A 24936-nucleotide genomic window follows, 5' to 3' on the forward strand; every position below is an offset into this window, starting at 1 on the left:
GCTCAGTCGCTGTCGAGATCGCGCACCTTTTTCTCGGCGGCGGCGGGCGACAGGTTGAGCAACGCGGCGATGTCGGCGATGTCGTCGGGCAGTGCCGCGTTGTCCCACCCGTGCTGCGTGTGGCGGGCCAGGCGGATCGCCAGCGTCACGTTGCGGGCCTGCAGGTCGGTGGTGGCGCGTTCGTCGGTGAGGCGGCGCCACATTTGCGGCAGCCGCCAGGTGCGCATCAGGGCTTGTTCGAGTTCGGGCAGGCGGATGTGCAGCACGTCCATCTGGACCTGCGCCGAACGCAGCGTGGGATCGCGGCGCTGCCGTGCGCGGATCTCGAGGGCGAGGTCGGGGGCATGACACCACAGCAGCATCTCGGCAAAGTCGTTCAGCAGGGCGGCGTGGTAAAGCGCCGGCGCGTCGGCGTCCATGCGGTGCACGGCGAAGCCCAGCGAGAACACCGCGGCGCGCGCAGCGCGGCTGAGCACGTCATGCAGTCCCGCCAGAGCTTCCGGGCGACCGGACAGCAACTCCTCGGTGGTGAGCAGGGTGTCGAAGGCGCGGAAGAAGGGCGAGACGCCCAGGTACACCAGCGCAGCAGTGAGGGTCTCGGCCACGACCTCGTCGTCCTCACCGAACGCAGGGCGCCGCAAGGTGGCCACATGGCTGAGCAGCTTGAGCGTCATGAGCGGGTCGCCGGCCAGGAACTCCGCGATGCTGTGGGCATCGAGGTCATCCTCGCGCCCACGCAGCCAGTCCATCGCATCGGCCGTGCGCGGGAGCACGGGGATCGGGGCCGCGGCGAAATGCGCGGTCCAGGCCTCGAGGGTGGGCAGGGGGGCGGTCAGCATGGAAAGGCTCCTGTTCGGGTTGTCGGCGCCAGGGGCCGGAACTGTAGGGGGGCAAACCCTAGGGTCGCCGCTGTCTCCCAGGTGGCACGGACTGCTCTCGGACGTGGTGACAATGCGCCAGCCGCAAGCTGCAAGGCGGGTGTGCCACACGAGATCGGAGGAGCGTCTTCATGAAGTCGAGACAAGCATGGTGGGGCGTGGGCGTGGTGGTGCTGGCCGGGGCGCTGCTTGGCAGTTGGGCCTGGTGGCAGCAGCGGGAGGCCGTGCCGGCGCCTGCCGCCCAGGGCGCAGACCTCCTGCCGGAACAGCGCGAGCAGTTGCAGCAGGCCCGCGAGCGCATCGCCCAGGCGCTGGCCCAGATGGAGGCCGCCGCCCAGCGGCAGGATCCTGAGGCCCTGGCCCGGGCGCAGTCGGCCGTGAACGCGGCCATGGGCATCGGAACACGTGCGACCCTTTCACCCCGGCAGATCGAAGTGGTGCTGCCTCCGGCACTCGGCGGGCTCGTGCGTCAGCAGGCAGACACCTTCGGCGATGACACCCTGGGGGCGCTCAGTGTCTCGGTGAGCGTGCGCTACGGCAGCGACGAGCAGCGTCGCATCGACGTGTCGGTGAGCGACACGGGCGGGCTCTCGGCCTGGGCGGCGCTGGCCGACTGGGAACGCGCCGCCCAGGTCGCCGCCCAGGCGGGGCGCCGTGAGGCCGTGCGGCTCGAGGGCGCACGGGTGGTGCGTGAGGTGACCGAAACCGCGGAAACCCCGGCCCAGGTGAACCTGGTGCTCGCCAACGGCATCGTGGTGGAGGCCATCGCTGACGGCCTGACGCTGGCCGACCTGCTGGCCGCGCTGCGTGATCTCGACCTGCCTGCGCTGGAGGCCCTGGTGCCGGCGGCTTCTCCATCCTGATCCCTCGGGGCGTTCCCCGGCTGGCCGGTCCGGTGCGTCTGGCGTATCGTGCCGGCCATGTCTGCCTCGTCGCTTCCTGCGGCCGCACCGGCCCATGTGCTGCCCGTCATCGTGCTGGCCCAGTTCGCCGGCACCTCGCTGTGGTTTGCCGTCAACGCCGTGATGCCCGACCTGCAAGGCGCCTGGGGCCTGGGCCCGGCAGCCGTGGGCACGCTCACCTCGGCCGTGCAGCTGGGCTTCATCGCCGGCACGCTCGTGTTCGCCGTGCTGTCCGTGGCCGACCGCTTTTCCCCTCGCTGGGTCTTCCTGGCCTGCGCCGTGGCGGGGGCCGCCTGCAACGCCCTGGGGGCCCATGCCGCCGGCTCGCTCGATGCCCTGCTGGTGCGGCGCTTTGCCACCGGGTTTTTCCTCGCGGGCATCTACCCCGTGGGCATGAAGATCGCCGCCAGCTGGTACCCCCAGGGCCTCGGCGCGGCCCTGGGCTGGCTGGTGGGCGCGCTGGTGCTGGGCACGGCCAGTCCGCATCTGCTGCGTGCGGTGGGCACGCACTGGCCCTGGCAGCAGGTGATGGACGCGGTGTCGCTGCTGGCGCTGGCCGGTGGCCTGCTGCTGGCTGCCACCGTGCCGGACGGCCCCCACCTGCCGCGCGCCGCGCGCCTGCAGTGGCGGGCCCTCGGGGCCTTGTGGACGCATCGCCCCGTGCGGGCCTCGGCCTTCGGTTACTTCGGCCACATGTGGGAGCTCTACACCTTCTGGGTGCTGGTGCCGGCCATTGTGGGCACCCGGCTGGCGGGGGCGTCCGCCTCGGCCGCGGCCTTCGCCGTGATCGCGCTGGGCACCCTGGGCTGCGTGGTCGGCGGCCTGCTGGTGCGCCGTTTCGGCAGCGTCCGCGTGGCCAATGTGCAACTGGCTGCCAGCGGCCTGTGCTGCCTGCTGGCGCCCTGGATGCTCCACGCCCCGGATCTCGCTTTCGCCTTGTGGCTGGCCGTGTGGGGCACCACCGTGGTGGGCGACTCACCACAGTTCTCGACGCTGACCGCCCAGAACGCCCCGCGCGAAGCCGTGGGCAGCCTGCTCACGCTGGTCAACAGCATCGGCTTTGCGGTTTCCATCGTCAGCATCCAGCTCTTTGCGATGCTCGCCGCGCGCTTTGACCTGGCCCCCCTCCTGCCCTGGCTGGCCGTGGGGCCGGTGCTGGGCCTGTGGATGATGCGGGGGCTGGGGCGGGTGAGGTGATCCTGCCGCTGTCGAATTCCCCGGGGGCGCTTCGTCGTTCCTCCAGCAGCCCGCACCGGGTGGGCTGCGTGGATGGTCAGGAGAAGCTCATGTCCTATGTCGATGGTTTCGTTGCCGCCGTGCCCACGGCCAACCGGGAGGTGTACCGCGCTTATGCCGACAAGGCGGCCGCGGTGTTCAGGGAGCATGGCGCTCAAAGCGTCGTGGAATGCTGGGGCGAGGATGTCCCCGAGGGCAAGCGCACGTCATTCACGATGGCGGTGCAGCGTCAGGCGGATGAGTCGGTGGTGTTCGCGTGGATCACCTGGCCCTCGAAGGCCGTACGGGATGAGGGCTGGAGGCGGGTGATGGCCGACCCACGCATGGCGTCGGAGGGAAATGTCATGCCCTTTGACGGGCAGCGCTTGATCTACGGGGGCTTTGACGTCATCGTGAACGCCTGAGGCCTGCGGCTCATTCCTCCTCGCGTGGCCGGAACTGGGCGACGAGCTGTTGCTGCACCCCGGGCGGCACGGCTTCGTAGTGCGACAGCTCCACGGTGTAGCTGGCCTGGCCGCCCGTGAGGGCGTGCAGCCGCGCCTGGTAGCCGTTGAGTTCGGACAGCGGCGCCTGGCCCAGCACGGCCAGGGCCCCGGCCGACAGCGCGCGCGTGCCGTTGATCTGGCCGCGCCTGGAGGAGAGGTCACCGGTGATGTCGCCCATGTGGGCTTCGGGGGCGGCGATCTCGACCTTCACGATGGGTTCGAGGACGATGGGGCCGGCCTTGAGTGCGGCATCGACGAAGGCCTTGCGGCCCGCGGTGATGAAGGCGATCTCCTTGGAGTCGACCGAGTGGTGCTTGCCGTCGTAGACGACGACGCGCACGTCCTGCACCGGGTAGCCGGCGATGACGCCGCTGTCCATGGCCTGGCGCACGCCCTTTTCCACCGCAGGAATGAAGCTGCCGGGGATGGCGCCGCCCTTGACCTCGTCGATGAACTCGAAACCCGCGCCGCGCGGCAGGGGCTCGATGCGCAGGAAGACCTCGCCGAACTGGCCGGCCCCGCCGGTCTGCTTCTTGTGGCGGTGGTGGCCCTCGGCACCCTGGGTGATGGTTTCGCGGTAGGCGATGCGCGGCGGGCGTGTGGCCACCTCGCACTTGTAGATCTCCGTCATGCGCTCGAGCAGCACGCGCAGGTGCATTTCGCCCAGGCCATAGACGACGGTCTCGTTGGTGGCGGCCACGTGTTCCACCTTCAGGCAGGGGTCTTCGTCAACGAGCTTCTGCAGCACCTCCCACATGCGCTGTTCGTCGCCGCGGCGCCTGGGTTCGATGGCCAGCCCGTGCACCGGCACCGGGAAGGGCAGGGGTTCAAGGCGAATGTGACTGTCCTCGGCCGCATCGTGCAGCACGGCGTCGTAGTGGATCTCGTCGACCTTGGCCACGGCCGCGATCTCGCCCGGCGCGGCGTGGGGGATCTCGACGTGGTCCTTGCCGTGCACGGCAAAGAGGTGACCCACCTTGAAGGGTTTGCGTCCATCGCCTACGTAGAGCAGGCTGTCCTTGGTGACCGTGCCCTGGTGCACGCGGAAGATGCCGAGCTTTCCCACGTAGGGGTCGCTCACGACCTTGAAGACATGGGCGAGCACGTGCCGTCCGGCATCGGGGTCGGCCAGCACACGCCGGGCCTGGGCGCCCTCACCTTCCAGGAAGTGCGGCGGGTTGCCCTCACCGGGGTGCGGCATCAGCGCGGCCATCACGTCGAGCAGTTCGGCCACGCCGGCGCCGTTGCGCGCCGAGGTGAAGCACACGGGGATGAGGTGGCCTTCGCGCAAGGCCTGTTCCAGAGGCGCATGCAACTCGCGCGGGTCGACGTCGCCTTCGTTGAGGTAGCGCTCGACGAAGTCGGGATCGACCTCCACCACCTGCTCCACCAGCGCACGATGAGCGGCCTCCACGGATGAAAAATCCGCCTCGCCGGACGGATTGAAGAAGCAGTCGACCACCTGGCTGCCGCCCTGGGCCGGCAGGTTGAGCGGCAGGCACTCCTTGCCGAAAGCCTCCTGCAACTGCGCCAGCAGCGCGGGCAGGTCCACGCGTTCGGCGTCGATCTTGTTGATGACCAACAGGCGGCACAGGTCGCGCTGTCTTGCCCAGTCCATCATGCGCACGGCCAGGGGCTCGATACCGGCGGCGGCGTTGATCACGACGACGGCGGTTTCCACGGCCTCCAGCGCCGGCAGCGACTGGCCGAGGAAGTCGGGCAGGCCCGGGGTGTCGATGAGCTGGATGTGGGCGTCTGCGTGGTCGAAGTGCACGACGGTGGCGTTCAGCGAATGCTGGGCCTTGCGCTCCATGGGGTCGAAGTCGCACACGGTGGTGCCGCGCTCGAGGCTGCCGGGAGCCCCGATGCGACCGGCGCGGTGCAGCAGGGCCTCCACGAGGCTGGTCTTGCCCGACGCGCTCGGCCCCACCAGGGCCAGATTGCGGATCGAGGCGGTCCTGGGGGACGGTGTCGAGGACATGGGGCTTCCTCCTCGGGCCGGAGCGGCCGGTCGGGACAGGGTAAGGGATCGTCCCAGGACAGGCAAGAGGCCTTGGTCCGAGGATGGGTGCGTCAGGCGCACGCCCTGCCGGAACTCGCGCCGGAAAGTTGTGTTCTGATATGGCTTTCCACCATGCTCAGGAGAGACCATGATGCCTTTCGTGCCCGCCCCGCCTGAACCCATGGCCACTGCGCCTGTGTCGCGCCGCTCGGCCGCCTGGAAGCTGTGCTGCGGCGCCTTGCTGCTGGGCCTGGCCCCCGCCCTGTCACTGGCCCAGCCCAAGCTGGGAGACGAGGCCTACCAGCCGGAGGTGGGTCAACCGGGCAAGGATGTGGTGTGGGTTCCGACGCCCGATGAGGTGGTCAAGGCCATGCTCGACATGGCGCAGGTCACCAGCAAGGACTACGTGGTGGACCTTGGCTCTGGCGACGGCAAGATTGCCATCGCCGCGGCGCGACGCGGTGCGCGGGCTCACGGCATCGAATACAACCCGGACATGGTGGCACTGTCCAAGCGCAACGCCGAGCGCGCTGGATTGAAGAATGTCACCTTCGTGCAAGGGGACATCTTCGAGTCCGACTTCCGCGATGCTGATGTCATCACCCTGTACCTGCTGCCGTCGCTGAACGAGAAGCTGCGCCCCATCCTGCTGGACATGAAGCCGGGCACGCGGGTGACCTCGCATCAGTTCGACATGGGCGACTGGATGCCCGACGAGGTGCGCGAGCTGGACGGCCGCCGTGCCCTGTTCTGGGTGGTGCCGGCCAAGGTGCAGGGGGACTGGTCGGTGCAGATCGGCACCGGGCCCCGGGCCGAGACCCTGAAGCTGAGCCTGACCCAGTCCTACCAGAAGGTGAGCGGGCGCATGGTCTGGGGCACGCGCGATGCCGCACTCGACCAGCCCAGCCTGCGTGGCGGGCGGCTGGTCTTCACGGCCCTGGATGCCAATGGCCAGCGCAACCGCTTCGAGGCCACGGCCGGCCATGACGGCCGCATGAGCGGCACCGTCATCGGCCCCAACGGCCAGCGCCGCAACTTCACGGCCACGCGCTCCTGAGCGCTGGCGTGCCGGGCGGCACGCTGTGTCAGGCGTGCCGCATCGGCGCATCGGTGAAGATGCGCGGGTCCATGGTGCGCAGATCCTCGGCCACGGCCACCGGGGCGCCGCAGGCATCGAGCACGTCGCGCTGCAGGTCGAGCCCGGGCGCGATTTCGGTGAGCATGAGGCGTCCGTCGCGCAGCTCGAAGACCGCCCGCTCGGTGACGTAAAGAATCTCTCGACCCAGGCTGCGCACATAGGGGCCGTTGAAGCTGAGGTGACCCACCTGCGGCACCAGCTTCTTCACGCGGCCCTCGCGCACGATGCGCAGCCGGCCTCCTCCCGCCTCGACCTCCAGCCCGTCCGCGGTGAGCGTGCCCATCAGCACCACGCGGCGGGCGGTCTGGGTGATGTTGATGAAGCCGCCCACGCCCGCGATGCGGCTGCCGAAGCGGCTGACGTTGACGTTGCCCTGCGGGTCGAGTTCAGCCAGCCCCAGGAAGGCGATGTCGATGCCGCCGCCGTCGTAGAAGTCGAACATCGCGGCATGGTCGATGATGGCCTCGGGGTTGGTGCTGGCGCCGAAGCTCAGCAGTTGTGCCGGCGTGCCGCCCACCGGGCCGGCTTCCACCGTGAGCGTGAAGTCGCTATGGCCTTCCTCGCGGGCAATCACGCCCAGGCCGGCGGGCATGCCCACGCCCAGGTTGACCACGGGTTTGCGCAGCTTCTTCAGCTCGAGGAAGGCGCGGCGCTGCACGATCTTGCGCACATCCAGCGGCGGCGGCTCGAAGGCGTGTTCGGGCTCGCGCACCTCGCCGGTGTAGGCGGGGTTGTAGGCCTCGCCGAAGGTCATCCAGTGGTCGGCCGGGTCTTCGGTGATCACCACATAGTCCACCAGGATGCCCGGCACGCGCACGAGGTTGGGGTTCATGCTGCCCGCGCGCGCCAGACGCTTGACCTGGGCGATCACCACGCCACCGGAGTTGCGCGCGGCCTGGGCGATGGACAGCAGGTCGTGGTGGAAGGGCTCGTGCTCGGTGGTGAGGTTGCCGTGCTCGTCGGCGGTGGTGGCGCGGATGAGGCCGCAATGGATGGGGAAGCTGGGGTAGAGCAGTTGCTCCTCGCCGTTGAGGGTGAGCAGTTGCACGAGGTTCTCGGTGGTGCGCGGCGTGAGCCGGCCGCCATCGTGACGCGGGTCGACGAAGGTGTGCAGGCCGATGCGCGTGATCACGCCCGGCTTGCCGCCGGCAATCGCCCGGAAGAGGTGGGCGATCACGCCCTGCGGCCAGTTGTAGGCCTCGATCTCGTTGCGCTCCACCAGGTCGCCCAGGCGCGGGGCCGAGATCCAGTGCCCGCCGATCACGCGTCGGACCAGGCCGGCATGGCCAAAGTGGTTGACGCCGCGCCGGCCGCGGTCGCCCTGCCCGGCGGCGTACAGCAAGGTGAGATCGCGCGGCGCGGCCTCGGCCTCGAAGCGCCGTTCGATGGCCGCGGTCACCGCCTCGGCATGGCCGGCGCCGACAAAGCCGGCGGTGGCGACCGTCCAGCGGTCCTGGATCAGGGCAGCGGCCTGGGCCGCGGTGATGACTTGCATGGCGCGTGGACTCGGGAGGCAGCAAAGCCTCCAAGTATCACGCCACCCGGCATCGGTGAAGTTACCTAGCGCCGCCTCAGGCGACGGCGGCCAGTTCGGCCTCGCTCACGTTGGCCAGCTCGAAGAGCTCGGCCAGCCGCGGCAGAGCGGCCAGCACTTCGTCGGTGGGCACGCCGAAGTCGATCAGGCAGGCGATCTCGTCCACGCCGATGGCGCGCATGTGGTCCAGGCGGTCGAGGCAGTCGTCCACCGTGCCCAGCAAGGAGCTGGTCTGGTAGTAGCGCTCGAAGGAAAAGGCCAGTGCGTCGTCCACGTCCTGGGCCGTGAGGGCGCCGGTGTCCACGGCGCAGCGCTGCTGGAAGAAGGGCACCGATGCCGTATAGCGGCCCACCAGCTGGGCCGAACTCGCCAGGTAGTGCAGCATGGGTGCGCGCACGGTGCGGCGCACAGCGTCGTCGTCTTCGCCCACATAGGCATGCAGCATCAGCGCGATCTCGCCGCGCCCGGGGTGGCCGGCCTCGGCCCAGGCCTGCCGGTAGACGGCGATCTTCTCGGCCAGGGCGTCCAGGCTCTGGCCCAGCAGGTGGGTCAGCACGTTCACACCCAGGCTGCCGGCGCGCCGGAAGGTGTCGGGGTTACCGGCCGCGGTGATCCACACGGGCAATTCGGGCTGCACGGGGCGGGGCAGGGTGCGCAGGCTCACGGAGTCTCCCAGCGGGTTCACGGCCTCGAAGGACTCGCCGCGCCAGAGCCTGCGCAACGCTTCCAGGCGTTCGAACAGCAGCTCGCCGCGCCGTTCATAGGTGCCTGGCGGGGCCAGCACGAAGTCGTTGGGAAACCAGCCCGAAGCCAGGCCCAGGTCGACGCGCCCGCCCGAGAGCACATCCACCAGCGCCCATTCTTCGGCCACGCGCGCGACAGCGTGCAGCGGCAACACCACGCTGCCCGAACGGATGCGAACGTTCGAGGTGAGGGCGGCCAGCGCGGCCGCCGTCACCGAAGGGTTGGGTGAGAGCCCGCCGAAGGCATGGAAGTGCCGCTCGGGCGCCCACACGGCGCAGAAGCCGTGGCGGTCGGCGAAGCGGGCGCTGTCGAAGAGCAGGCGGCGCTTGTCGGCCGCGCTGGCCCCGCCTTCGTCGCTGGCGAAGTAGTACAGGCTGTGCTTGAGCGGGCGGTCAGGCGCATCGAGGGCAGTGGGCGGCATGGCGGCAACTCCGGGCGGTGGACCACCGTGATCACACCAGCACGTGCGGAGCTGCCGTTTGACGCAGGGCAAATCCTGCGGGTCCACCCCCCGATCTGAGCGGGTGGGCGGAGCCCGCGTAGCCTCAGCTCACCTTGAGCTGCGTGGAGCGCGCCGCCCCGGGCCGAGCCTTGGGCAGTTCGATGCGCAGCACACCGTCGCGGTAGCGGGCCTGGGCCTGTTCGGCCTTCACGGCCACAGGCAAAGGCACCGAGCGCTCGAAGCTGCCATAAGCGCATTGCAGCACCCGCCAGCGACCGTCGCTGGATTCCTGCTCGAAGCGCTTTTCGCCGCGCACGATGAGCAGGTCGTCGCGCACCTGGACGTCGAAGTCCTTCTTGTCCATGCCGGGCACTTCCAGGCGCACCACGAGACGGTTCTCATCCTCGTACACGTCTCCTCCGATCAGCGCCCAGCCCTGTGAAGATGTGAAGTGGCTGTCGTCGATGCGGCTGCGGTCGGGCAGGTTGGCTTGGTCACCGGCGTTGAAGCGGGTGAGGGCGCCGCGCGCCGAATCCCGCAGGCGAGTCCAGCCTTCAGACAGGCTGTCCCAGAGCGAATCGAAGCCTTCGCGAAGGTTTTTCATCGTCATGTCGAGCCTCCATGAATGTCAGGACAAAAAAACGACGGGTGTCAGCCCACGCGCACCTCGATACGACGCGGCTGTGCGTGCTCGGCTTTCGGGATCCGAACCCTGAGGACGCCGTGCGTGAGTTCGGCGCTGACCTTGTCGGCATCGAGCTCCTTGCTCAAGGTGAAGGTGCGCCGGAACCGCGAGAGCTGCACCTCCGCATGGCTGGGGCTCATGTCCTGAGGCAGGCCAAGCTGCATCTCGCCCTCCACGCTGAGCGTGTCGCCTTCCACCCGAAGGTTCAGGCGCTCCTTGGGCACGCCGGGCAGGTCGGCATACAGCGTGATGCCGCTGCTGTCCTCGATGACATCCACCGGCGGCACGAGGGCGGGGTCCCGCCGCTCGGCCGGGGTGGCACGTGCAGGGGTGTCGGCCGGAGCCGTCACGGCAGTGGTGGTGTTCATGATGTCACTCCTTGCAGGGGTCATTGCACTTCGATGCGGCGCGGTTGCGCGCTGGCCTTGCGCGGGATGCTGACCTGCAGTACCCCGTCTCGGTAGTTCGCGCTGACCGCCGCGGCGTCAATGTCATCGGGCAGGCTGATCACGCGCCGGAAACGCCCCTCGAAGCGCTCGTTGATGTGCACGGTGCGCTTCTCGTCGCTGCCGGCAGTGTCCGAGCCGCGCTCGCCTGTCAGGGTCAGCACACCGCGATCGAGGTTGACCTCGATGCGGGCCGGATCCAGTCCTGGCGCGAAGGCATAGACCTCCACCGAGGTCGGGGTGCTGCCGATGTTGAGGGCCGGGTAACCTCCTCGGCCAAAACCGCGAATGCTGGGCGATGGGTCGAAGACCTGCTGGATCTCACGCTGCAGGCGATCCATTTCGGCGAACAGGTCGCGGGAAAATAGCGATCGGTACATGATGGTCCTCCTGGTCTGGCGGGCCTTCGTGGCCCCGATCTCGATGTAGGGGCCGCCGAGCCGTCTTTCAAGAGCGCGCGCCTCCGGGCGAAACCCGAGGGCCGGCGCATGCAGGAGGCGGTTAGCATGCCCGCCATGTCCCCGTCCCGAGTCCTTGATCCCCTGAGCGCGGCCAGCGACCTGCCGCGCGATGCCCGCAGCGTGCTGGAGATGGCGGCGCGCTCGATGTTCCAGCTCTTTGCCGAGACCGCCGAAGGCATGATGGTGGTCGATCGCAGCGGACGGGTGGTGTGGATCAGCGAGGGCTACAAGCAGTTTCTGCCGGCCCTCGGGCTGAAGGACGAAGGCGACTTCGTCGGCCACTCCGTCGAGGAGGTGGTGCCCAACACGCTGATGCATGAGGTCATCGCCACCGGACGGCCCATCCTCGTGGACCTGCTCACCAACAAGGCGGGCACCTTCCTCGTCAGTCGCATTCCGCTGCGTGACGAGGGCGGCGAGGTCATCGGTGCGCTCGGCCTCGTGCTCATGGCGCATCCCGAGAGCACCATGCAGCCGCTGATGAAGAAATTCGCGATGCTGCAGCGCGAGCTCGACGATGCGCGCAAGCAGCTGGCCGAGCAGCGCCGGCCCAAGTACACCTTCGCCAGCTTCATCGGAGCCAGCCCGGAAGCCATGGAGGTCAAGCGCCAGGCCCGCCGCGTGGCCGCGACCGACAGCACCGTGCTGCTGCTGGGCGAAACCGGCACCGGCAAGGAGCTCCTGGCCCACGCCATCCATGCGGCCTCGTCGCGGGCGGGGCGGCCCTTCATCGGCGTGAACATCGCCGCCGTGCCTGAAACCCTGCTGGAAGCCGAGTTCTTCGGCGTCGCCCCGGGCGCCTACACCGGGGCCGACAAGAAGGGCCGCGACGGCAAGTTCAAGCTGGCCGACGGCGGCACGCTGTTCCTCGACGAGATCGGCGACATGCCGGCTTCGCTGCAGGCCAAGCTGCTGCGTGCGCTGCAGGAGCAGGAGATCGAGCCCCTGGGGTCCAACCAGGTGATCAAGATCGATGTGCGCGTGATCGCCGCCACCAGCCGCGACCTGCCGGCGCTGGTGGCGCGGGGCCAGTTCCGCGAGGATCTCTATTACCGGCTCAACGTCGTGCCCATCCGCATCCCTGCGCTGCGCGAGCGCCTGGGCGACCTGGAGGCGCTGGTGGAGGCGCTCGAGGAGGACATCGCCCGCCGCAGCGGCATGTCCCACCGCGAGGTGGCGCCGGGGGCCTTCGACATCCTTCGTCGCCATCCCTGGCGCGGCAACATCCGCGAACTGCGCAATGTGCTGGAACAGGTGAGCCTGCTCACCGACGACCTGCGCCTGGAGGCGCGCCACTTCATGCGCGTGCTGCCGCCCGGCGAAGGTCTGTCTGCTCCGGCCACGCAGCCTCACGAGGCCGTCGCGCCGGCGGCTGCGACGGGGGCCCCGCACGTGCGCCCGCTGGCCGAGGTGGTGGCCGATCTCGAACGGCGCACCATCGCCGATGCCCTGCGGGCCACCCGCGGCAACAAACTGGCGGCGGCCCGCCTGCTGCGCATCTCGCGTGCCACCCTCTACGAAAAACTGGCCGCCTGGCCCGAACTGCGCCAAGTGTCCTGAATCCAGGCATTGTCTGATTCCCAGACAGATTTCTGGGAATTACGCTGTCTGAAACTCAGACAGTTATGTCTCTCGGGGGCGTCCGTGTTTACCCGGATTCCCGAGAAAATCTTCAATATTGTCAATGGTTTACCAGCGGCATGCCCGGTGGGCACGAGGCTTGCGAAGGCACAGCGTCCGGCCCGAAGTTCCGGGTGCGGTGGCTGGTGGCGGAAGCATCCGCCATGACAACTTCAGGAGACATCATGACTGCGCATCTCATCCGTCGCGCCTTCCTCACCCTGGCTGCCACGGCCTTGGCCGCCGGCGGCACGGGCCTGGCCTTCGCCCAGGGCAAGGACATTCGCATCGCCCACGTGTACAGCAAGACGGGCCCGCTGGAAGCCTATGGCAAGCAGACCCAGATCGGTCTGATGCTGGGCCTGGAATACGCCACCGGCGGCACGATGCAGGTGGGGGGTCGCAAGATCACCGTGATCGAGAAGGACGACCAGGGCAAGCCCGACGTGGGCAAGTCGCTGCTGGCCGCCGCCTATGCCGACGACAAGGTCGACCTGGCCGTCGGGCCCACGTCCTCCGGCGTGGCCCTGGCCATGCTGCCGGTCGCCGAGGAGTACAAGAAGATCCTGCTGGTCGAGCCGGCGGTGGCCGACTCCATCACCGGCGAGAAGTGGAACAAATACATCTTCCGCACCGGCCGCAACAGCTCGCAGGACGCCATCTCCAATGCCGTGGCGCTGGACAAGGAAGGCACCGTGATCGCGACGCTGGCCCAGGACTATGCCTTCGGTCGCGACGGCGTGGCAGCCTTCAGGAGCGCCATCCGCAAGGCCAAGCTGGTGCACGAGGAATATCTGCCCACCAACACCACCGACTTCACCGCCGGGGCGCAGCGCCTCATCGACAAGCTCAAGGACCAGCCGGGTCGCAAGGTGATCTTCATCATCTGGGCCGGTGCGGGCAACCCCTTCAAGATCGCCGACCTCGACCTCAAGCGCTATGGCATCGAGATCGCCACCGGCGGCAACATCCTGCCGGCCATGGCGGCCTACAAGCAGTTCCCCGGCATGGAAGGCGCGACCTACTACTACTTCGGCATCCCGAAGAATCCGGTCAACGAATGGCTGGTGGCCAACCACTACACCAAGTTCAAGAGCCCGCCCGACTTCTTCACGGCGGGGGGGTTCTCGGCCGCCATGGCCATCGTCACCGCCCTGAAGAAGACGAACGGCGACACCAACACCAACAAGCTCATCAGCACCATGGAAGGCATGAGCTTCGACACGCCCAAGGGACAGATGACCTTCCGCAAGGAAGACCACCAGGCCATGCAGAGCATGTACCACTTCCGCATCAAGGATGACCCGGCCTTTGCCTGGGGTGTGCCGGAGCTCGTGCGCGAGATCCGCCCCATCGAGATGCAGGTGCCCATCCGCAACAAGCGATGATCCTGCGCGGGCCGCGTCCCGCCGACGCGGCCCGCGAGTCGAGACAAACAGCATCGTTCCGAAACACCCCGGACACACGGGGCAGGGGGGAACTCACCCACCCACATAACGAGGAGACAAGACGATGAAGTTCAGGATGGTTCATTGGTGGGCGGCGGTAGCTGCCCTGGCGGCCGCGCCCGTACTGGCTCAGCAGGCCCTGCCCAAGCTCAATATCGACAAGACCAAGATCAGCGTGTCGGGCCTGTCCTCCGGCGGGTTCATGGCCAATCAGCTGGGCGTGGCCCATTCGGCCACCTTCATGGGCGTGGGCGTTTTCGCCGCTGGGCCCTACATGTGCGCCGGGCACAGCAACTACACCGCCTGCATGTACAACGCCACGATCTCGTCCAGCCAGCTCAGTGCGATGCAATCGAGCATCAACAACTGGAGTGGCTCGCAGATCGACAGCAAGGCGAACATCGCCAATCAGAAGATCTACATGTTCGTGGGCAACAGCGACACCACGGTCGGCCCCAATCCCATGAACGGCCTGCAGACGCAGTACACCAACAACGGCGTACCCGCGGGCAGCCTGGAGTACGTCAAGCGCAACAGCACGGCGCATGTCTTTCCCACTGACTTCGACGCCACTGGCAACAACAGCTGCAGCAGCTCGTCGTCGCCCTACATCAGCAACTGCGGCTACGACGGCGCGAAGGCCGTGCTGACGAAGATCTACGGCACGCTCAACGCACGCAACAACAACCCGGCGGCGAGCAACTACATCGAGTTCAGCCAAAGCAGTTTCACGAGCAATCCGGGCATGGCCTCCAGCGGCTGGGTCTATGTGCCGTCGGAGTGCGCAAGCGGCGCGCAGTGCAAGCTGCATGTGGCGTTGCATGGCTGCCAGCAAAGCTATTCGCAGATCGGTGACAAATTCATCAAGAACACCGGCTACACCCGCTGGGCCGACACCAACCGCATCGTCGTACTTTTCCCTCAGACGAAGGTGGACAACACCAGCCGCAGCACGGCCGCCAGCGGGTCGCTCGCCAACCCCAATGCCTGCTGGGACTGGATCGGCTGGTACGGCAGCAACTTTGCCCAGAAGGGCGGGTCCCAGATCAGCGCCATCAAAGCCATGGTGGATCACCTGGCCAGCGGAGCTCCCGCTTCCTCACTGCCCGCGCCCACCGGCGTGAGCACCTCGGGCGCCACCGACACGTCCATGGTGGTGTCGTGGGCATCCGTGCAGGGCGCAGTGGGCTACCACGTGTATCGCAATGGCGCGAAGAAGACCACCACGGCCGTGACCGGCACCAGCTTCACAGACACCGGACTCACGGCCGCCACCACCTACCAATGGACGGTCACGGCCGTCGACGGCAACGGGGCTGAAAGTGCTCAATCCAGCCCCGCAAGTGGCACGACCACCGGCAGCGCGCCGCCACCGGCCACCTGCTACACCGCCAGCAACTACGCGCACACCACGGCCGGCCGGGCCTATGCCGCCTGGGGCTACACCTACGCCAACGGCTCCAACCAGAACATGGGCCTTTGGAACATCTACACCACCACCACCCTGAAGCAGACCGGGCCCAATCACTACGTCATCGGGACCTGTCCCTGAGGACCGATTCGATCCATCGACCCAAGAAAGTGAAGCAGCAATGAGCGGCGTGCTCGAAACCCAGGATCTCACGATCCGCTTCGGCGGACACGTGGCCGTGGACCGCGTCAGCTGTGCCTTCCAGCCAGGCACGCTGACAGCCATCGTCGGGCCCAATGGCGCGGGCAAGACGACCTATTTCAACCTCATTTCCGGGCAGCTCAAGGCGACAAGCGGCAGCGTGCGGCTCGACGGGGAAGAGATCGGTCATCTGCCCGCGCCGTTGCGCACCCGTCGGGGGCTCGGGCGCGCCTTCCAGCTCACCCAGCTGTTTCCCAACCTCACGGTGCTGGAGAACGTGCGCCTGGCCGTGCAGTCGCGCCACGGTGGCGCGCTGCAGCTGCTGCGCGTGTGGCTCGACCAGAAGGGCTACATCGATGAAGCCTATGCCCGGCTGGAGGCCGTGCGCCTGGCTGACAAGGCCCATGCCACAGCGTCCAGCCTGCCCCACGGCGACCAGCGCAAGCTCGAAGTGGCGCTGATGATGGCGCTGGATCCCAAGGTCTACATGTTCGACGAGCCCACGGCCGGCATGAGCGTCGACGAAGTGCCGGTGGTGCTCGAACTCATTCGCTCGCTCAAGGAGCGGCGTGACAAGACCATCCTGCTGGTCGAACACAAGATGGACGTGGTGCGCGAGCTGGCCGACCGCATCATCGTGCTGCACAACGGCCAGCTCCTGGCCGACGGCGAGCCGGCCCACGTGATGAACCTGCCCATCGTGCAAAGCGCGTACATGGGCACTGCCGACGTGGCGGAGGCCGCATGAACCCGAGCAACATCGTGCTCAGCCTGTCGGGTGTGCACACCCACATCGGCGCCTACCACATCCTGCATGGCGTGGACTTCGACGTGCCGGCCGGGCAGGTCACCATGCTGCTGGGCCGCAATGGCGCAGGCAAGACCACCACGCTGCGCACCATCATGGGCCTGTGGGCCGCGCAGCAGGGCAGCATCCGCTTCAAGGGCGAGGCCATCGGCGGGCCCGGCGTGAAGCTCGGCACCCCCGACATCGCCCAGCGCGGCATCGCCTACGTGCCCGAGAGCATGGGCATCTTCAGCGACCTCACGGTCAAGGAGAACCTGCTGCTGGCCGCGCGTGGCGCCCAGACGGTGGACGACCTCGACACAAAGCGTCTGGAATGGATCTTCGGACTCTTCCCCGCCCTCAAGAAGTTCTGGCTCTACCCTGCGGGCAAGCTCTCGGGTGGACAGAAGCAGATGCTGGCCGTGGCACGCGCCATCGTCGAGCCGCGCGAGCTGCTGCTCATCGACGAGCCCAGCAAGGGCCTGGCGCCGGCCATCATCCAGAACCTCATCGGTGCCCTGCGTGAGCTGAAGGCCACACACACCACCATCTTGCTCGTCGAGCAGAACTTCGCGATGGCCAAGGCCCTGGGTGACCAGGTGGCGGTGATGGACGACGGCCGCGTCGTGCACCGTGGCGCCATGGCCGAGCTGGCCCAGGACGAAGCCCTGCAGCAGCGCCTGCTGGGCCTGTCACTGGCGGCCCACCAGTGAACGTGAGATCCGAGATGACCCCCACGACCACCTCTCCTGCCGTCGGCGGCGCGACAAGCGCGGCTGACACCGCGGCTGTGCCGCGCGCCCGCTTCGACCTCATCCCCCTGGCCCTGGTGCTGGCGCTGGCCGGCGTGGCCCTGCCGCTCATCGGGTCGGTGCCCACCTGGCTCACGCTCACGATTGCCGGCCTGGCCATGGGCATGATCATCTTCATCATCGCCTCGGGCCTCACGCTCGTCTTTGGCCTGATGGACGTGCTGAACTTCGGCCATGGCGTGTTCATTGCCCTGGGAGCCTTCGTGGCCACCTCGGTGCTGGGGGGCATGGGCGACTGGACGGCCAGCGCCTCGCTGTTTCGCAACCTCACGGCGATCTTCTTCGCCATGGTCGTGGCCATGAGCGTGGCCGGCGCCGTGGGCTACGCCTTCGAGCGCGTGGTCGTGCGGCCCGTGTATGGCCAGCACCTGAAGCAGATCCTCATCACGATGGGCGGCATGATCATCGGCGAGGAGATCATCAAGGTGATCTGGGGGCCGCTGCAGATCCCGCTGCCGCTGCCCGCGGGCCTGCGCGGCTCCGTGCTGCTGGGCGATGCCGCCATCGAGAAGTACCGCCTCTTTGCGGTGGTCATTGGCGCCGTCGTGCTGGTGACCATGCTCTTCGTGCTCAACCGCACCAAGATCGGCCTGCTGATCCGCGCAGGCGTGCAGGACCGCGAGATGGTCGAGAGCCTGGGCTACCGCATCAAGCGCCTCTTCATCGGCGTCTTCGTCGTGGGCTCGGCACTGGCCGGCCTGGGCGGCGTGCTCTGGGGCCTGTACCAGCAGATGGTGATCCCGCAGATGGGCGCGCAGATCAACGTTCTGCTCTTCATCGTGATCATCATCGGCGGCCTCGGATCCACGCTGGGGTGCTTCGTCGGGGCGCTGCTGGTGGGCCTGATGGCCAACTACACGGGCTTCCTCGCGCCCAAGGTCGCGCTCTTCTCCAACATCGGCCTGATGGTTGCCATCCTGCTGTGGCGTCCGCAGGGCCTGTATCCGGTCACGAACCGCTGAGGGTGCGACCATGCTGAAACGCCTGCTTTCCCACGACCTGCCGCGCAGCCGCTGGCTCGCGCTGGCCCTGATCGTCATCCTCGCCGGACTCTTCCTCACGCCCTTCATCTTTCCGGGCAGCAAGTCGCTCAACGTGGCGGCCAAGATCCTCATCTTCATGGTGCTGGTGGCCAGCTATGACCTGCTGCTGGGTTACACCGGCATCGTGAGCTTCGCGCACACGATGTTCTTCGGGATTGGCGCCTACGGCGTGGCCATCGCCTCCAGCCGCATGGGCGCCGGCTGGGACGCACTGGCGGTGGGCATCGTCTGCGCCCTGGTCCTGTCACTGGTCCTGTCGTTCGTGATCGGCCTGTTCAGCCTGCGCGTGAAGGCCATCTTCTACGCCATGATCACGCTCGCGGTGGCCTCGGCCTTCCAGACCCTGGCCTCGCAGCTCTCCGAGATCACCGGCGGGGAGGACGGGCTGACCTTTCGCATGCCCGAATGGCTGAGCCCGAGCTTCGAGCCTTTCGAGAACGAGTTCTTTGGTGTTCTCATCGATGGCCGCATCATCAGCTACTACGGGCTCTTCCTCGTGACCCTGGTGCTGCTGGGCGTGATGCTGCGCATCGTCAACTCACCCTTTGGCCGCGTGCTGCAGGCCATCCGCGAAAACGACTTCCGCGCCGAGGCCATCGGCTACCGCACGGTCGTCTACCGCACGCTGTCGAATGTCCTGTCGGCGCTGTTCGCCACGCTGGCGGGTGCCATGCTGGCCATCTGGCTGCGCTACAACGGCCCCGACACCTCGCTGAGCTTCGAGATCATGCTCGACATCCTGCTCATCGTCGTGATCGGCGGCATGGGCACGATCTATGGCGCGGTGATCGGCGCGGTGCTTTTCGTGCTGGCCCAGAACTACCTGCAGGACTTGATGCGCCTGGGGGAGGGAGCGGTGGGCGGTATCCCGGTGGTCTCCGAACTGGTGTCGCCCGACCGCTGGCTCCTCTGGCTGGGTGTGCTCTTTGTGTTGTGCGTCTATCACTTCCCCACCGGCATCGTGGGCAAGCTGAGGCAGAGGGCCCTGCTGGCCGTCGGACGCGCCTGACCCCGTGATGCAAGCGAGATTGCCATGTCGTTCACATCCCACTACCTGAGTTGCGCCGGCCGGGAGATCCACTACACCGAGTGGGGCTCTCAGCATCGCGAGACCGTGATTGCCTGGCACGGCCTGGCGCGCACCGGCCGCGACATGGACGAGGTGGCCGAGCACCTGTCCGCGCGCTACCGCGTCATCTGCCCCGACACCCTGGGCCGGGGTCTGTCGCAATGGAGCCCGGACCCGGTCAACGAGTACAAGCTCTCGTTCTATGTGGAGATTGCCACGGCGCTGGTTGACCAACTGGGCCTGGAGCGCTTCCACTGGCTGGGCACCTCCATGGGGGGGGCCATCGGCATGCTGGCGGCTGCCACGACGCTGCGCGGGCGCATCCGGCGGCTCATCCTCAACGACAATGGACCCAAGCTGGCCGAGCCTGCCCTTGAGCGCATCCGCGCCTATGCCGGCCAGCCCCCGGCGTTTGACCGCGTCACCGATCTGGAAGCCTTTCTGAGATCGGTCTATCAGCCCTATGGTTGGCTGTCTGATGCGCAATGGCGGCGCATGGCGGAAACCTCGGTGCGCCGACTGCCGGACGGCAAGGTCACGACCCATTACGACCCGGCCATGGCCCAGCAGTTCGTGCACCACCCGCACGATTACGACCTCTGGGACGCCTACGACAGTCTGGACATTCCTGTGCTGTGCCTGCGAGGCGAAAGCTCCGACCTCCTGCTCGCCGACACCGCCGAGGAAATGCGCAGCCGCGGCCCGCGAGCGGTCGTGGTCACCATTGCCGGGTGCGGCCATGCGCCGGCCCTCAACGTCCCCGACCAATGGGAACTGGTGGAGCGCTTCTTCGCCGCCAGCGACCTGCTCGCCAGCGCGGCGTGAACTGCCCCGCCCTGTCAAGGCGCGAGCCCCCCGAATACGGGGGCGCGGCGCACGGCGTTTCGTAACGCAACGCAACTTCGGCAAATCCCGGTAAACGAACGCTCCCGGCCCCTCGCCTGCGGCCGGCTTCTTCCTCATACTCGCGCGCCACAAGAAGCCAATCCCAGGGAGTGGGTCCATGTCAGCGGTGATCGACGCGGCGCAGGTGTCCTTGCGTCAAGTTTTCGGCGTGCTCTTCAGCCAGGCACACCGCCTGCTGCGACTGCAATGTGATGCACTGGACGGGGCGTCGCGGGCGGGCCTGATTCCGCAGCGGGTCGTGATCAGCCAGGCACACCGCCTGCTGCGACTGCAATGTGATGCACTGGACGGGGCGTCGCGGGCGGGCCTGATTCCGCAGCGGGTCGTGATCCGCGAAGCGCTGAGCGAGCCCTTCAGCCTGGAGATCGATGCGCTGAGCCCCTCGGCCGCGCTGCCTGTGGCTGCCTGGCTGGGCCACGCGGTGCTGCTGCAACTGCAATGCGCCGACGGCTCGCTTCGGCCCTGGCACGGCCACGTGCTGGCGGCCGAGTACCGCGGTGCCGACGGAGGGCTGGCGCGCTACCACCTCACCGTGGGCCCCTGGCTGAGCCTGCTGGGCGCGCGCCGCGACAGCTTCGTCTACCAGGGCCGCCACGCCCTGGACATCATCGCCGACGTGCTGCGCGACCACCCCCAGGCGCGCTACCGGGTCGACGTGCGCCAGCGCCTGAGCGTGCGCGAACTGTGCTGCCAGTACCGCGAGAGCGACCAGGCCTTCATCGAACGGCTGCTCGCCGAAGAAGGTCTGAGCTATCACTTCGAGCACCATGGCGCACAAGGCGATGAGCCGGCCCATCACCTCATGGTCATCACCGACGCCCAGGCCGCTGCGGCCGACCTGGGCCCACTGCCCTTCGGCCGTGGCGACCTGCGACTGGGGGATCAGGCCCGCGAAGCCCTCACCGCCTTGGCCACCCACCACCACGGCGGCCCCACGGCCGTCGTGCTGGGCAGCTGGAACCCGCACCAGCTGGCGGGCACCACCGCCACGGCCCACACCTGCCACACCGACGTGCGCCCGCACTGGCCCGCCCTGCCGGTCTACGACGGCGCCGGGCAGCAGCGCTACGAGGATGACGTCCACGCCCAGCACACGGCCACCCGGCGGGCCCAGGCCCTGCACCTGGAACAACAAGTCTTCGAAGGCCGCTCCAGCGTGCGCCAGCTCACCGCCGGGGCGGTCTTCGGCATCCGCGAGCACAGCGCGCTGGACGCCCAGCGCTGGCGACTCACCGAAGTCACCCACCACATCACCAACAACCTGGGGACACACAGAGCGGGGGGGCACGACCTGCCGCCTCCCAGTGATGAGCCCACCGCCACCGGCAGCTACCGCAACCACTTCCGCGCCCAGAGCGCTGAACGCCCATGGGTGCCGCCCTGGCGCCCCAAGCCCACCGCCCCGGGCGTGCAGACCGCCCTCGTCACCGGGGTGGACGGCGCGCCGGTGTTCACCGACCGCGACGCACGCGTGAAGATCCAGTTTGCCTGGCAGCGCGGGCAACGCCCGCTGCCCGGCGGCCTGGGCCACGACAGCCCCGTCGATGCCCAGGGCCACGCCCCCGGCGACGAACGCGCCAGCCCCTGGGTGCGCGTGGCGCAAAGCGTGGCCGGCCCCAACTGGGGCGCTGTCTTCCTGCCGCGCATCGGCACCGAAGTGCTGGTCGACTTCATCGACGGCGACATCGACCGCCCCCTCATCGTGGGCCAGCTCTACAACGAGGCCGACGCGCCGCCCTATGCCGCCGGCGAGGACTCGGGCGTCAACCACCCCGGCACCGTCTCGGGCTGGCTCAGCCACGGCCTGAGCGGCGAGGGCCACAACACCTGGGTGATCGACGACGCCACCGGCCAGCTGCGCATGCGTTTCCTGTGCACCCAGGCCATGAGCGAACTGGGCCTGGGCCACCTCATCCAGCAAGCCCCCACCGGCGCCCAGCGCGGGCCCTGGCGCGGCTCGGGCTTCGAGCTGGCCAGCGCGGGCTGGACCAGCGTGCGCGCCGCAGCCGGCCTGCTGCTGTCCAGCACCGCCCGAGCGGCCCAGGGCGAGAGCGTGCAGGGCGCGCAGATGGACAGCGCCGAAGCCCTGGCGCAGGCGAAGGCCGCGCACGATCTGGGCCAGCGCCTGAACGAAGCCGCCCGCCCCCAGGCCCCCGAGCCCCTTCACAGCCACGACCCGGACGCGGCCTGGCAAACCTTCCTGCGCAGCCTCGACCCGCACCAGGACGGGCGCTACACGCAAGCGGTGGGCGGCCAGGACCCGCGCCAGGCCCAGCCCGGCAGCCGCAGCCTGGGCGATCCGGTGCCGCGTTTCGCCGAGCCGCTGATGGTCTTCGATGCGGCCGCCAGCGCCCTGTTCAGCACCGAAGCCAGCGTGGTGGGCTGGGCGGGGCAGGACCAGAGCTGGGTGGCGCAGGACGACATGCAGCACACCGCGGCCCACACCGCCAGCCTGGTGGCCGGCGGCACGGTGAGCTTGTACGCGCAGGCCCAAGGCCTGCAGTTCAAGGCCGCCGCCGGACCGCTGTCCTTGCGTGCGCACACCGACACCTTGTCCCTCCACGCCGACCGAGACGCCACGATCACCAGCACGCACGACGAGATCCACGTCCAGGCCCAAACGCGCATCGAACTCACCTCCGGGTCGAGCCGCATCGAGCGCCAACATCACCTTCACCTGCCCGGGCACCTTCACCGTCCAGGCGGCCACGCATGAGTGGACGGGGGGGAGCAGCGCGGCGGCGCAGCTTCCTCACCTGCCCTCCGGTGCGCTCGATCGACCACCCAACTGGATCGCCATTCGCCACTGCGGGCCGGACGGTGAACCCATGGCGGGGCAGGGCTACAAGATCTTCTTCGAGGGCCATGTCGTCGTCAGCGGCCAACTCGATACACAAGGCCGTGCACGGCACGACGACGTGCCTGCGCAGGCGCTGCACGTGGACTACGAGCCGCGCCAGCCCCAACCCGAACGCCCCTGGCCCGCGCTGCGCGAGGTGGTGCAAGCGGCTCAGACCCAGCTTGGAGGCCAGCCATGAGCGCCACCTGGGACGATCTGGAAAACGCCCTGGGCTGGTTCCGCGCGGCGCCCTCGCGCTGGCTGCAAAGCGCCAGGCAAGACCTCAGCGCCGCGGCCGAATGGATCTGGGTGGTGCTGCAGGGCGATTTTGCCGAGGACCAGACCACGGCCCAGGTAATCACCGGGACAGTGATCTCGATGATCCCTCTGGTAGATCAGGTCTGCGACGTGCGTGACCTCATCGCCAACTGCAAGAAGATCAACGAGGACAGCACCAACAAATGGGCCTGGGTGGCCTTGGTGCTCACCCTGATCGGCCTGTTCCCCACCCTGGGCAGCCTGGCCAAGGGATGCCTGAAGATCCTTTTTGCATATGGGCGCAAGGCGGTCTTCAACGCCGGCCGCCAGGCGCTGGACAGCGACATGTGGCAAGCCACGCGGCCCTACGTCGAACATGGCCTCGCCAAGCTCAATGACCACCTCGCCCGCCCAGAGGTGCGCCGGGCGCTCTCTGCCCTGCGCATCGATCAGCCTTACCGCTACCTGGCCGAGCAAACGCGCAACGTCGCAGCCCAATTGCAGGTGAGCCGACTGACGTCGGCCATGGATAGCGCGCTGGGCCCCGCGCGCCAATTGCTGGGGATGGTCAAGCGCTGGGGCGGCACAGATCTGGCTCGCCGCGCCAACCACACCCTGCAGGTGCTCGATGGCGTGCGTGGCCAGGCCGACCGCGCCCTGGCCCAGGCGATCAAGCCCGTGCAAGACTGGCTCGGCCGCCTGGCGCAACGCCTGGACGTGGAGCACCGCCTGAACTACCGCGCCCAAACCAATGCCCTCAACCCCCACCACTTCCACCGCTTCAGCCTGGATGCCGAGATCGAGGAGCTGCGCAAGAGCTGGCCTGATTGGGTGGCGGTGGGGAAGGGGGCGAAGTACCGTCCACTCAGGGAAGCACCTGAGGTACCCCCAGGGCATTTCGATATCAGCGCGAACGCGCCGCGGCCGCTCAGGGAAGCCTTCAAGACCTTCCACACCGTACACGCGGACGTGCTGCCGCCCGGCACGGTGCTGTACCGGGTGCTGGACCCCAAGAGCAACGACAACAGCCTGTGCTGGATGACCAAGGCCGAGTTTGATCAACTGCTCAGCAAGCCCGAGTGGCGCCAGAAGTTCGCCGTGTGGCGCCACTGGAACCACAATGGTGAGTTTGTGACCTACACCGTGCCGCCCGGCGAGGGCTTGCGGGTGTGGCGGGGGACCACGGCATCCCAACGTCTGAACGACCAGCAAGGCCGCCCGGTGCTGGCCAACGAACAAGGCGACCTGTACTGGCTCGACGGCGGCGCCGAGCAGATCGTGGTGAACCCGGCCGATCTGAAGCGCCAGCACCTGGGCCCGCGCCAGTTCACCGGCTGGGGTTATGACGAGGGCGACATCCAGGTCGATCTGGTGGGCGTGCCCATCTTGCAACACAACTGGTATGAGGCCAACTGAGCCATGACCATCCCGCTGATTCCGCAAGAGATCTACCTGCTCGAGCGCTACAGCTCGCTCGACTACTTCGGCCAGATGCGCGACCAATTCGCCGAGTGTGTCAAGGCCGCCGAGGACGCACTGGCCGAGTTCATGCGCCACCTCCCGCCCGACTACCGCAGCCGCCCGCTGCA

Annotated in this window: 22 protein-coding genes; 15 read left to right on the forward strand and 7 right to left on the reverse strand. The window is 68.1% G+C overall.

What is annotated here, in order from left to right:
* Positions 1–2: 2 nt before the first annotated feature.
* Positions 3–839 carry an HDOD domain-containing protein gene (locus C1704_RS08550; RefSeq protein WP_104302296.1) on the reverse strand — a complete coding sequence of 279 codons (837 nt, stop codon included), beginning with the start codon at positions 837–839 and terminating at the stop codon, positions 3–5.
* 170 nt (positions 840–1009) lie between these two features.
* On the opposite strand from C1704_RS08550, the gene C1704_RS08555 reads away from it, so the two are divergent.
* The 3 genes from C1704_RS08555 (at position 1010) to C1704_RS08565 (ending at position 3420) form a co-directional block, all read left to right on the forward strand.
* Complete coding sequence (locus tag C1704_RS08555; protein WP_146076055.1) at positions 1010–1741, forward strand: conjugal transfer protein TraC; 732 nt, start codon at positions 1010–1012, stop codon at positions 1739–1741.
* A gap of 57 nt (positions 1742–1798) precedes the next feature.
* Positions 1799–2977, forward strand: a complete 1179-nt coding sequence (locus C1704_RS08560; RefSeq protein WP_104302298.1) for an MFS transporter — start codon at positions 1799–1801, stop codon at positions 2975–2977.
* Between the two features lie 89 nt (positions 2978–3066).
* Entirely contained in the window at positions 3067–3420 is a 354-nt protein-coding gene (locus C1704_RS08565) for a DUF1428 domain-containing protein (protein ID WP_104302299.1), read from the forward strand.
* Between the two features lie 10 nt (positions 3421–3430).
* On the opposite strand, the gene fusA is transcribed toward C1704_RS08565, so the two are convergent.
* The gene (fusA, locus tag C1704_RS08570; protein WP_104302300.1) at positions 3431–5482 is read right to left on the reverse strand and encodes an elongation factor G; all 2052 of its coding nucleotides are present in this window, start codon (positions 5480–5482) and stop codon (positions 3431–3433) included.
* 169 nt (positions 5483–5651) lie between these two features.
* Between fusA and C1704_RS08575 the strand changes: the two genes are divergently transcribed.
* Positions 5652–6560, forward strand: a complete 909-nt coding sequence (locus C1704_RS08575) for a methyltransferase domain-containing protein (RefSeq protein WP_245876425.1) — start codon at positions 5652–5654, stop codon at positions 6558–6560.
* A gap of 28 nt (positions 6561–6588) precedes the next feature.
* On the opposite strand, the gene C1704_RS08580 is transcribed toward C1704_RS08575, so the two are convergent.
* From C1704_RS08580 to C1704_RS08600, 5 genes are all read right to left on the reverse strand, one after another.
* Positions 6589–8136, reverse strand: a complete 1548-nt coding sequence (locus tag C1704_RS08580) for an acyl CoA:acetate/3-ketoacid CoA transferase (protein ID WP_104302301.1) — start codon at positions 8134–8136, stop codon at positions 6589–6591.
* Between the two features lie 76 nt (positions 8137–8212).
* Positions 8213–9340: a MupA/Atu3671 family FMN-dependent luciferase-like monooxygenase gene (locus C1704_RS08585; protein WP_104302302.1), complete on the reverse strand. Its 1128-nt coding sequence runs from the start codon at positions 9338–9340 to the stop codon at positions 8213–8215.
* A 124-nt stretch (positions 9341–9464) separates the two neighbouring features.
* Positions 9465–9971 carry an Hsp20/alpha crystallin family protein gene (locus tag C1704_RS08590; protein ID WP_104302303.1) on the reverse strand — a complete coding sequence of 169 codons (507 nt, stop codon included), beginning with the start codon at positions 9969–9971 and terminating at the stop codon, positions 9465–9467.
* Between the two features lie 41 nt (positions 9972–10012).
* A complete protein-coding gene (locus tag C1704_RS08595) occupies positions 10013–10414 on the reverse strand; it encodes an Hsp20/alpha crystallin family protein (RefSeq protein ID WP_104302304.1) in 402 nt (133 codons plus the stop codon).
* 20 nt (positions 10415–10434) lie between these two features.
* Positions 10435–10872: an Hsp20/alpha crystallin family protein gene (locus tag C1704_RS08600; protein ID WP_104302305.1), complete on the reverse strand. Its 438-nt coding sequence runs from the start codon at positions 10870–10872 to the stop codon at positions 10435–10437.
* A 126-nt stretch (positions 10873–10998) separates the two neighbouring features.
* Here C1704_RS08600 and C1704_RS08605 point away from each other — a divergent pair, with 126 nt between their 5' ends.
* From C1704_RS08605 to C1704_RS17770, 11 genes are all read left to right on the forward strand, one after another.
* Positions 10999–12513: a sigma-54 interaction domain-containing protein gene (locus tag C1704_RS08605; protein ID WP_104302306.1), complete on the forward strand. Its 1515-nt coding sequence runs from the start codon at positions 10999–11001 to the stop codon at positions 12511–12513.
* 245 nt (positions 12514–12758) lie between these two features.
* Entirely contained in the window at positions 12759–13961 is a 1203-nt protein-coding gene (locus C1704_RS08610) for a substrate-binding domain-containing protein (protein WP_104302307.1), read from the forward strand.
* A gap of 124 nt (positions 13962–14085) precedes the next feature.
* Positions 14086–15573, forward strand: a complete 1488-nt coding sequence (locus tag C1704_RS08615; RefSeq protein ID WP_245876426.1) for an extracellular catalytic domain type 2 short-chain-length polyhydroxyalkanoate depolymerase — start codon at positions 14086–14088, stop codon at positions 15571–15573.
* Between the two features lie 49 nt (positions 15574–15622).
* Positions 15623–16381, forward strand: a complete 759-nt coding sequence (locus tag C1704_RS08620) for an ABC transporter ATP-binding protein (RefSeq protein WP_211286905.1) — start codon at positions 15623–15625, stop codon at positions 16379–16381.
* Positions 16378–17133, forward strand: coding sequence for an ABC transporter ATP-binding protein (locus tag C1704_RS08625; protein ID WP_104302309.1), 756 nt, complete (start codon positions 16378–16380; stop codon positions 17131–17133). Before C1704_RS08620 ends, C1704_RS08625 begins: the two co-directional genes overlap by 4 nt.
* A 14-nt stretch (positions 17134–17147) precedes the next feature.
* The gene (locus C1704_RS08630) at positions 17148–18194 is read left to right on the forward strand and encodes a branched-chain amino acid ABC transporter permease (RefSeq protein ID WP_211286903.1); all 1047 of its coding nucleotides are present in this window, start codon (positions 17148–17150) and stop codon (positions 18192–18194) included.
* Positions 18195–18204: 10 nt separating this feature from the next.
* Entirely contained in the window at positions 18205–19284 is a 1080-nt protein-coding gene (locus tag C1704_RS08635) for a branched-chain amino acid ABC transporter permease (RefSeq protein ID WP_104302310.1), read from the forward strand.
* A gap of 24 nt (positions 19285–19308) precedes the next feature.
* Positions 19309–20169: an alpha/beta fold hydrolase gene (locus C1704_RS08640; RefSeq protein WP_104302311.1), complete on the forward strand. Its 861-nt coding sequence runs from the start codon at positions 19309–19311 to the stop codon at positions 20167–20169.
* Positions 20170–20347: 178 nt separating this feature from the next.
* Complete coding sequence (locus C1704_RS08645) at positions 20348–22966, forward strand: type VI secretion system Vgr family protein (RefSeq protein ID WP_104302312.1); 2619 nt, start codon at positions 20348–20350, stop codon at positions 22964–22966.
* 112 nt (positions 22967–23078) lie between these two features.
* The gene (locus C1704_RS08650) at positions 23079–23288 is read left to right on the forward strand and encodes a hypothetical protein (RefSeq protein WP_104302313.1); all 210 of its coding nucleotides are present in this window, start codon (positions 23079–23081) and stop codon (positions 23286–23288) included.
* On the forward strand, positions 23285–24763 hold the full coding sequence (locus tag C1704_RS17770; protein ID WP_104302314.1) for a hypothetical protein: 1479 nt from the start codon (positions 23285–23287) through the stop codon (positions 24761–24763). The genes C1704_RS08650 and C1704_RS17770 overlap by 4 nt, the downstream gene beginning before the upstream one ends.
* The last annotated feature ends 173 nt before the right edge of the window (positions 24764–24936 follow it).

Source organism: Caldimonas caldifontis, from assembly GCF_002930615.1.
Classification (GTDB): domain Bacteria; phylum Pseudomonadota; class Gammaproteobacteria; order Burkholderiales; family Burkholderiaceae_C; genus Caldimonas; species Caldimonas caldifontis.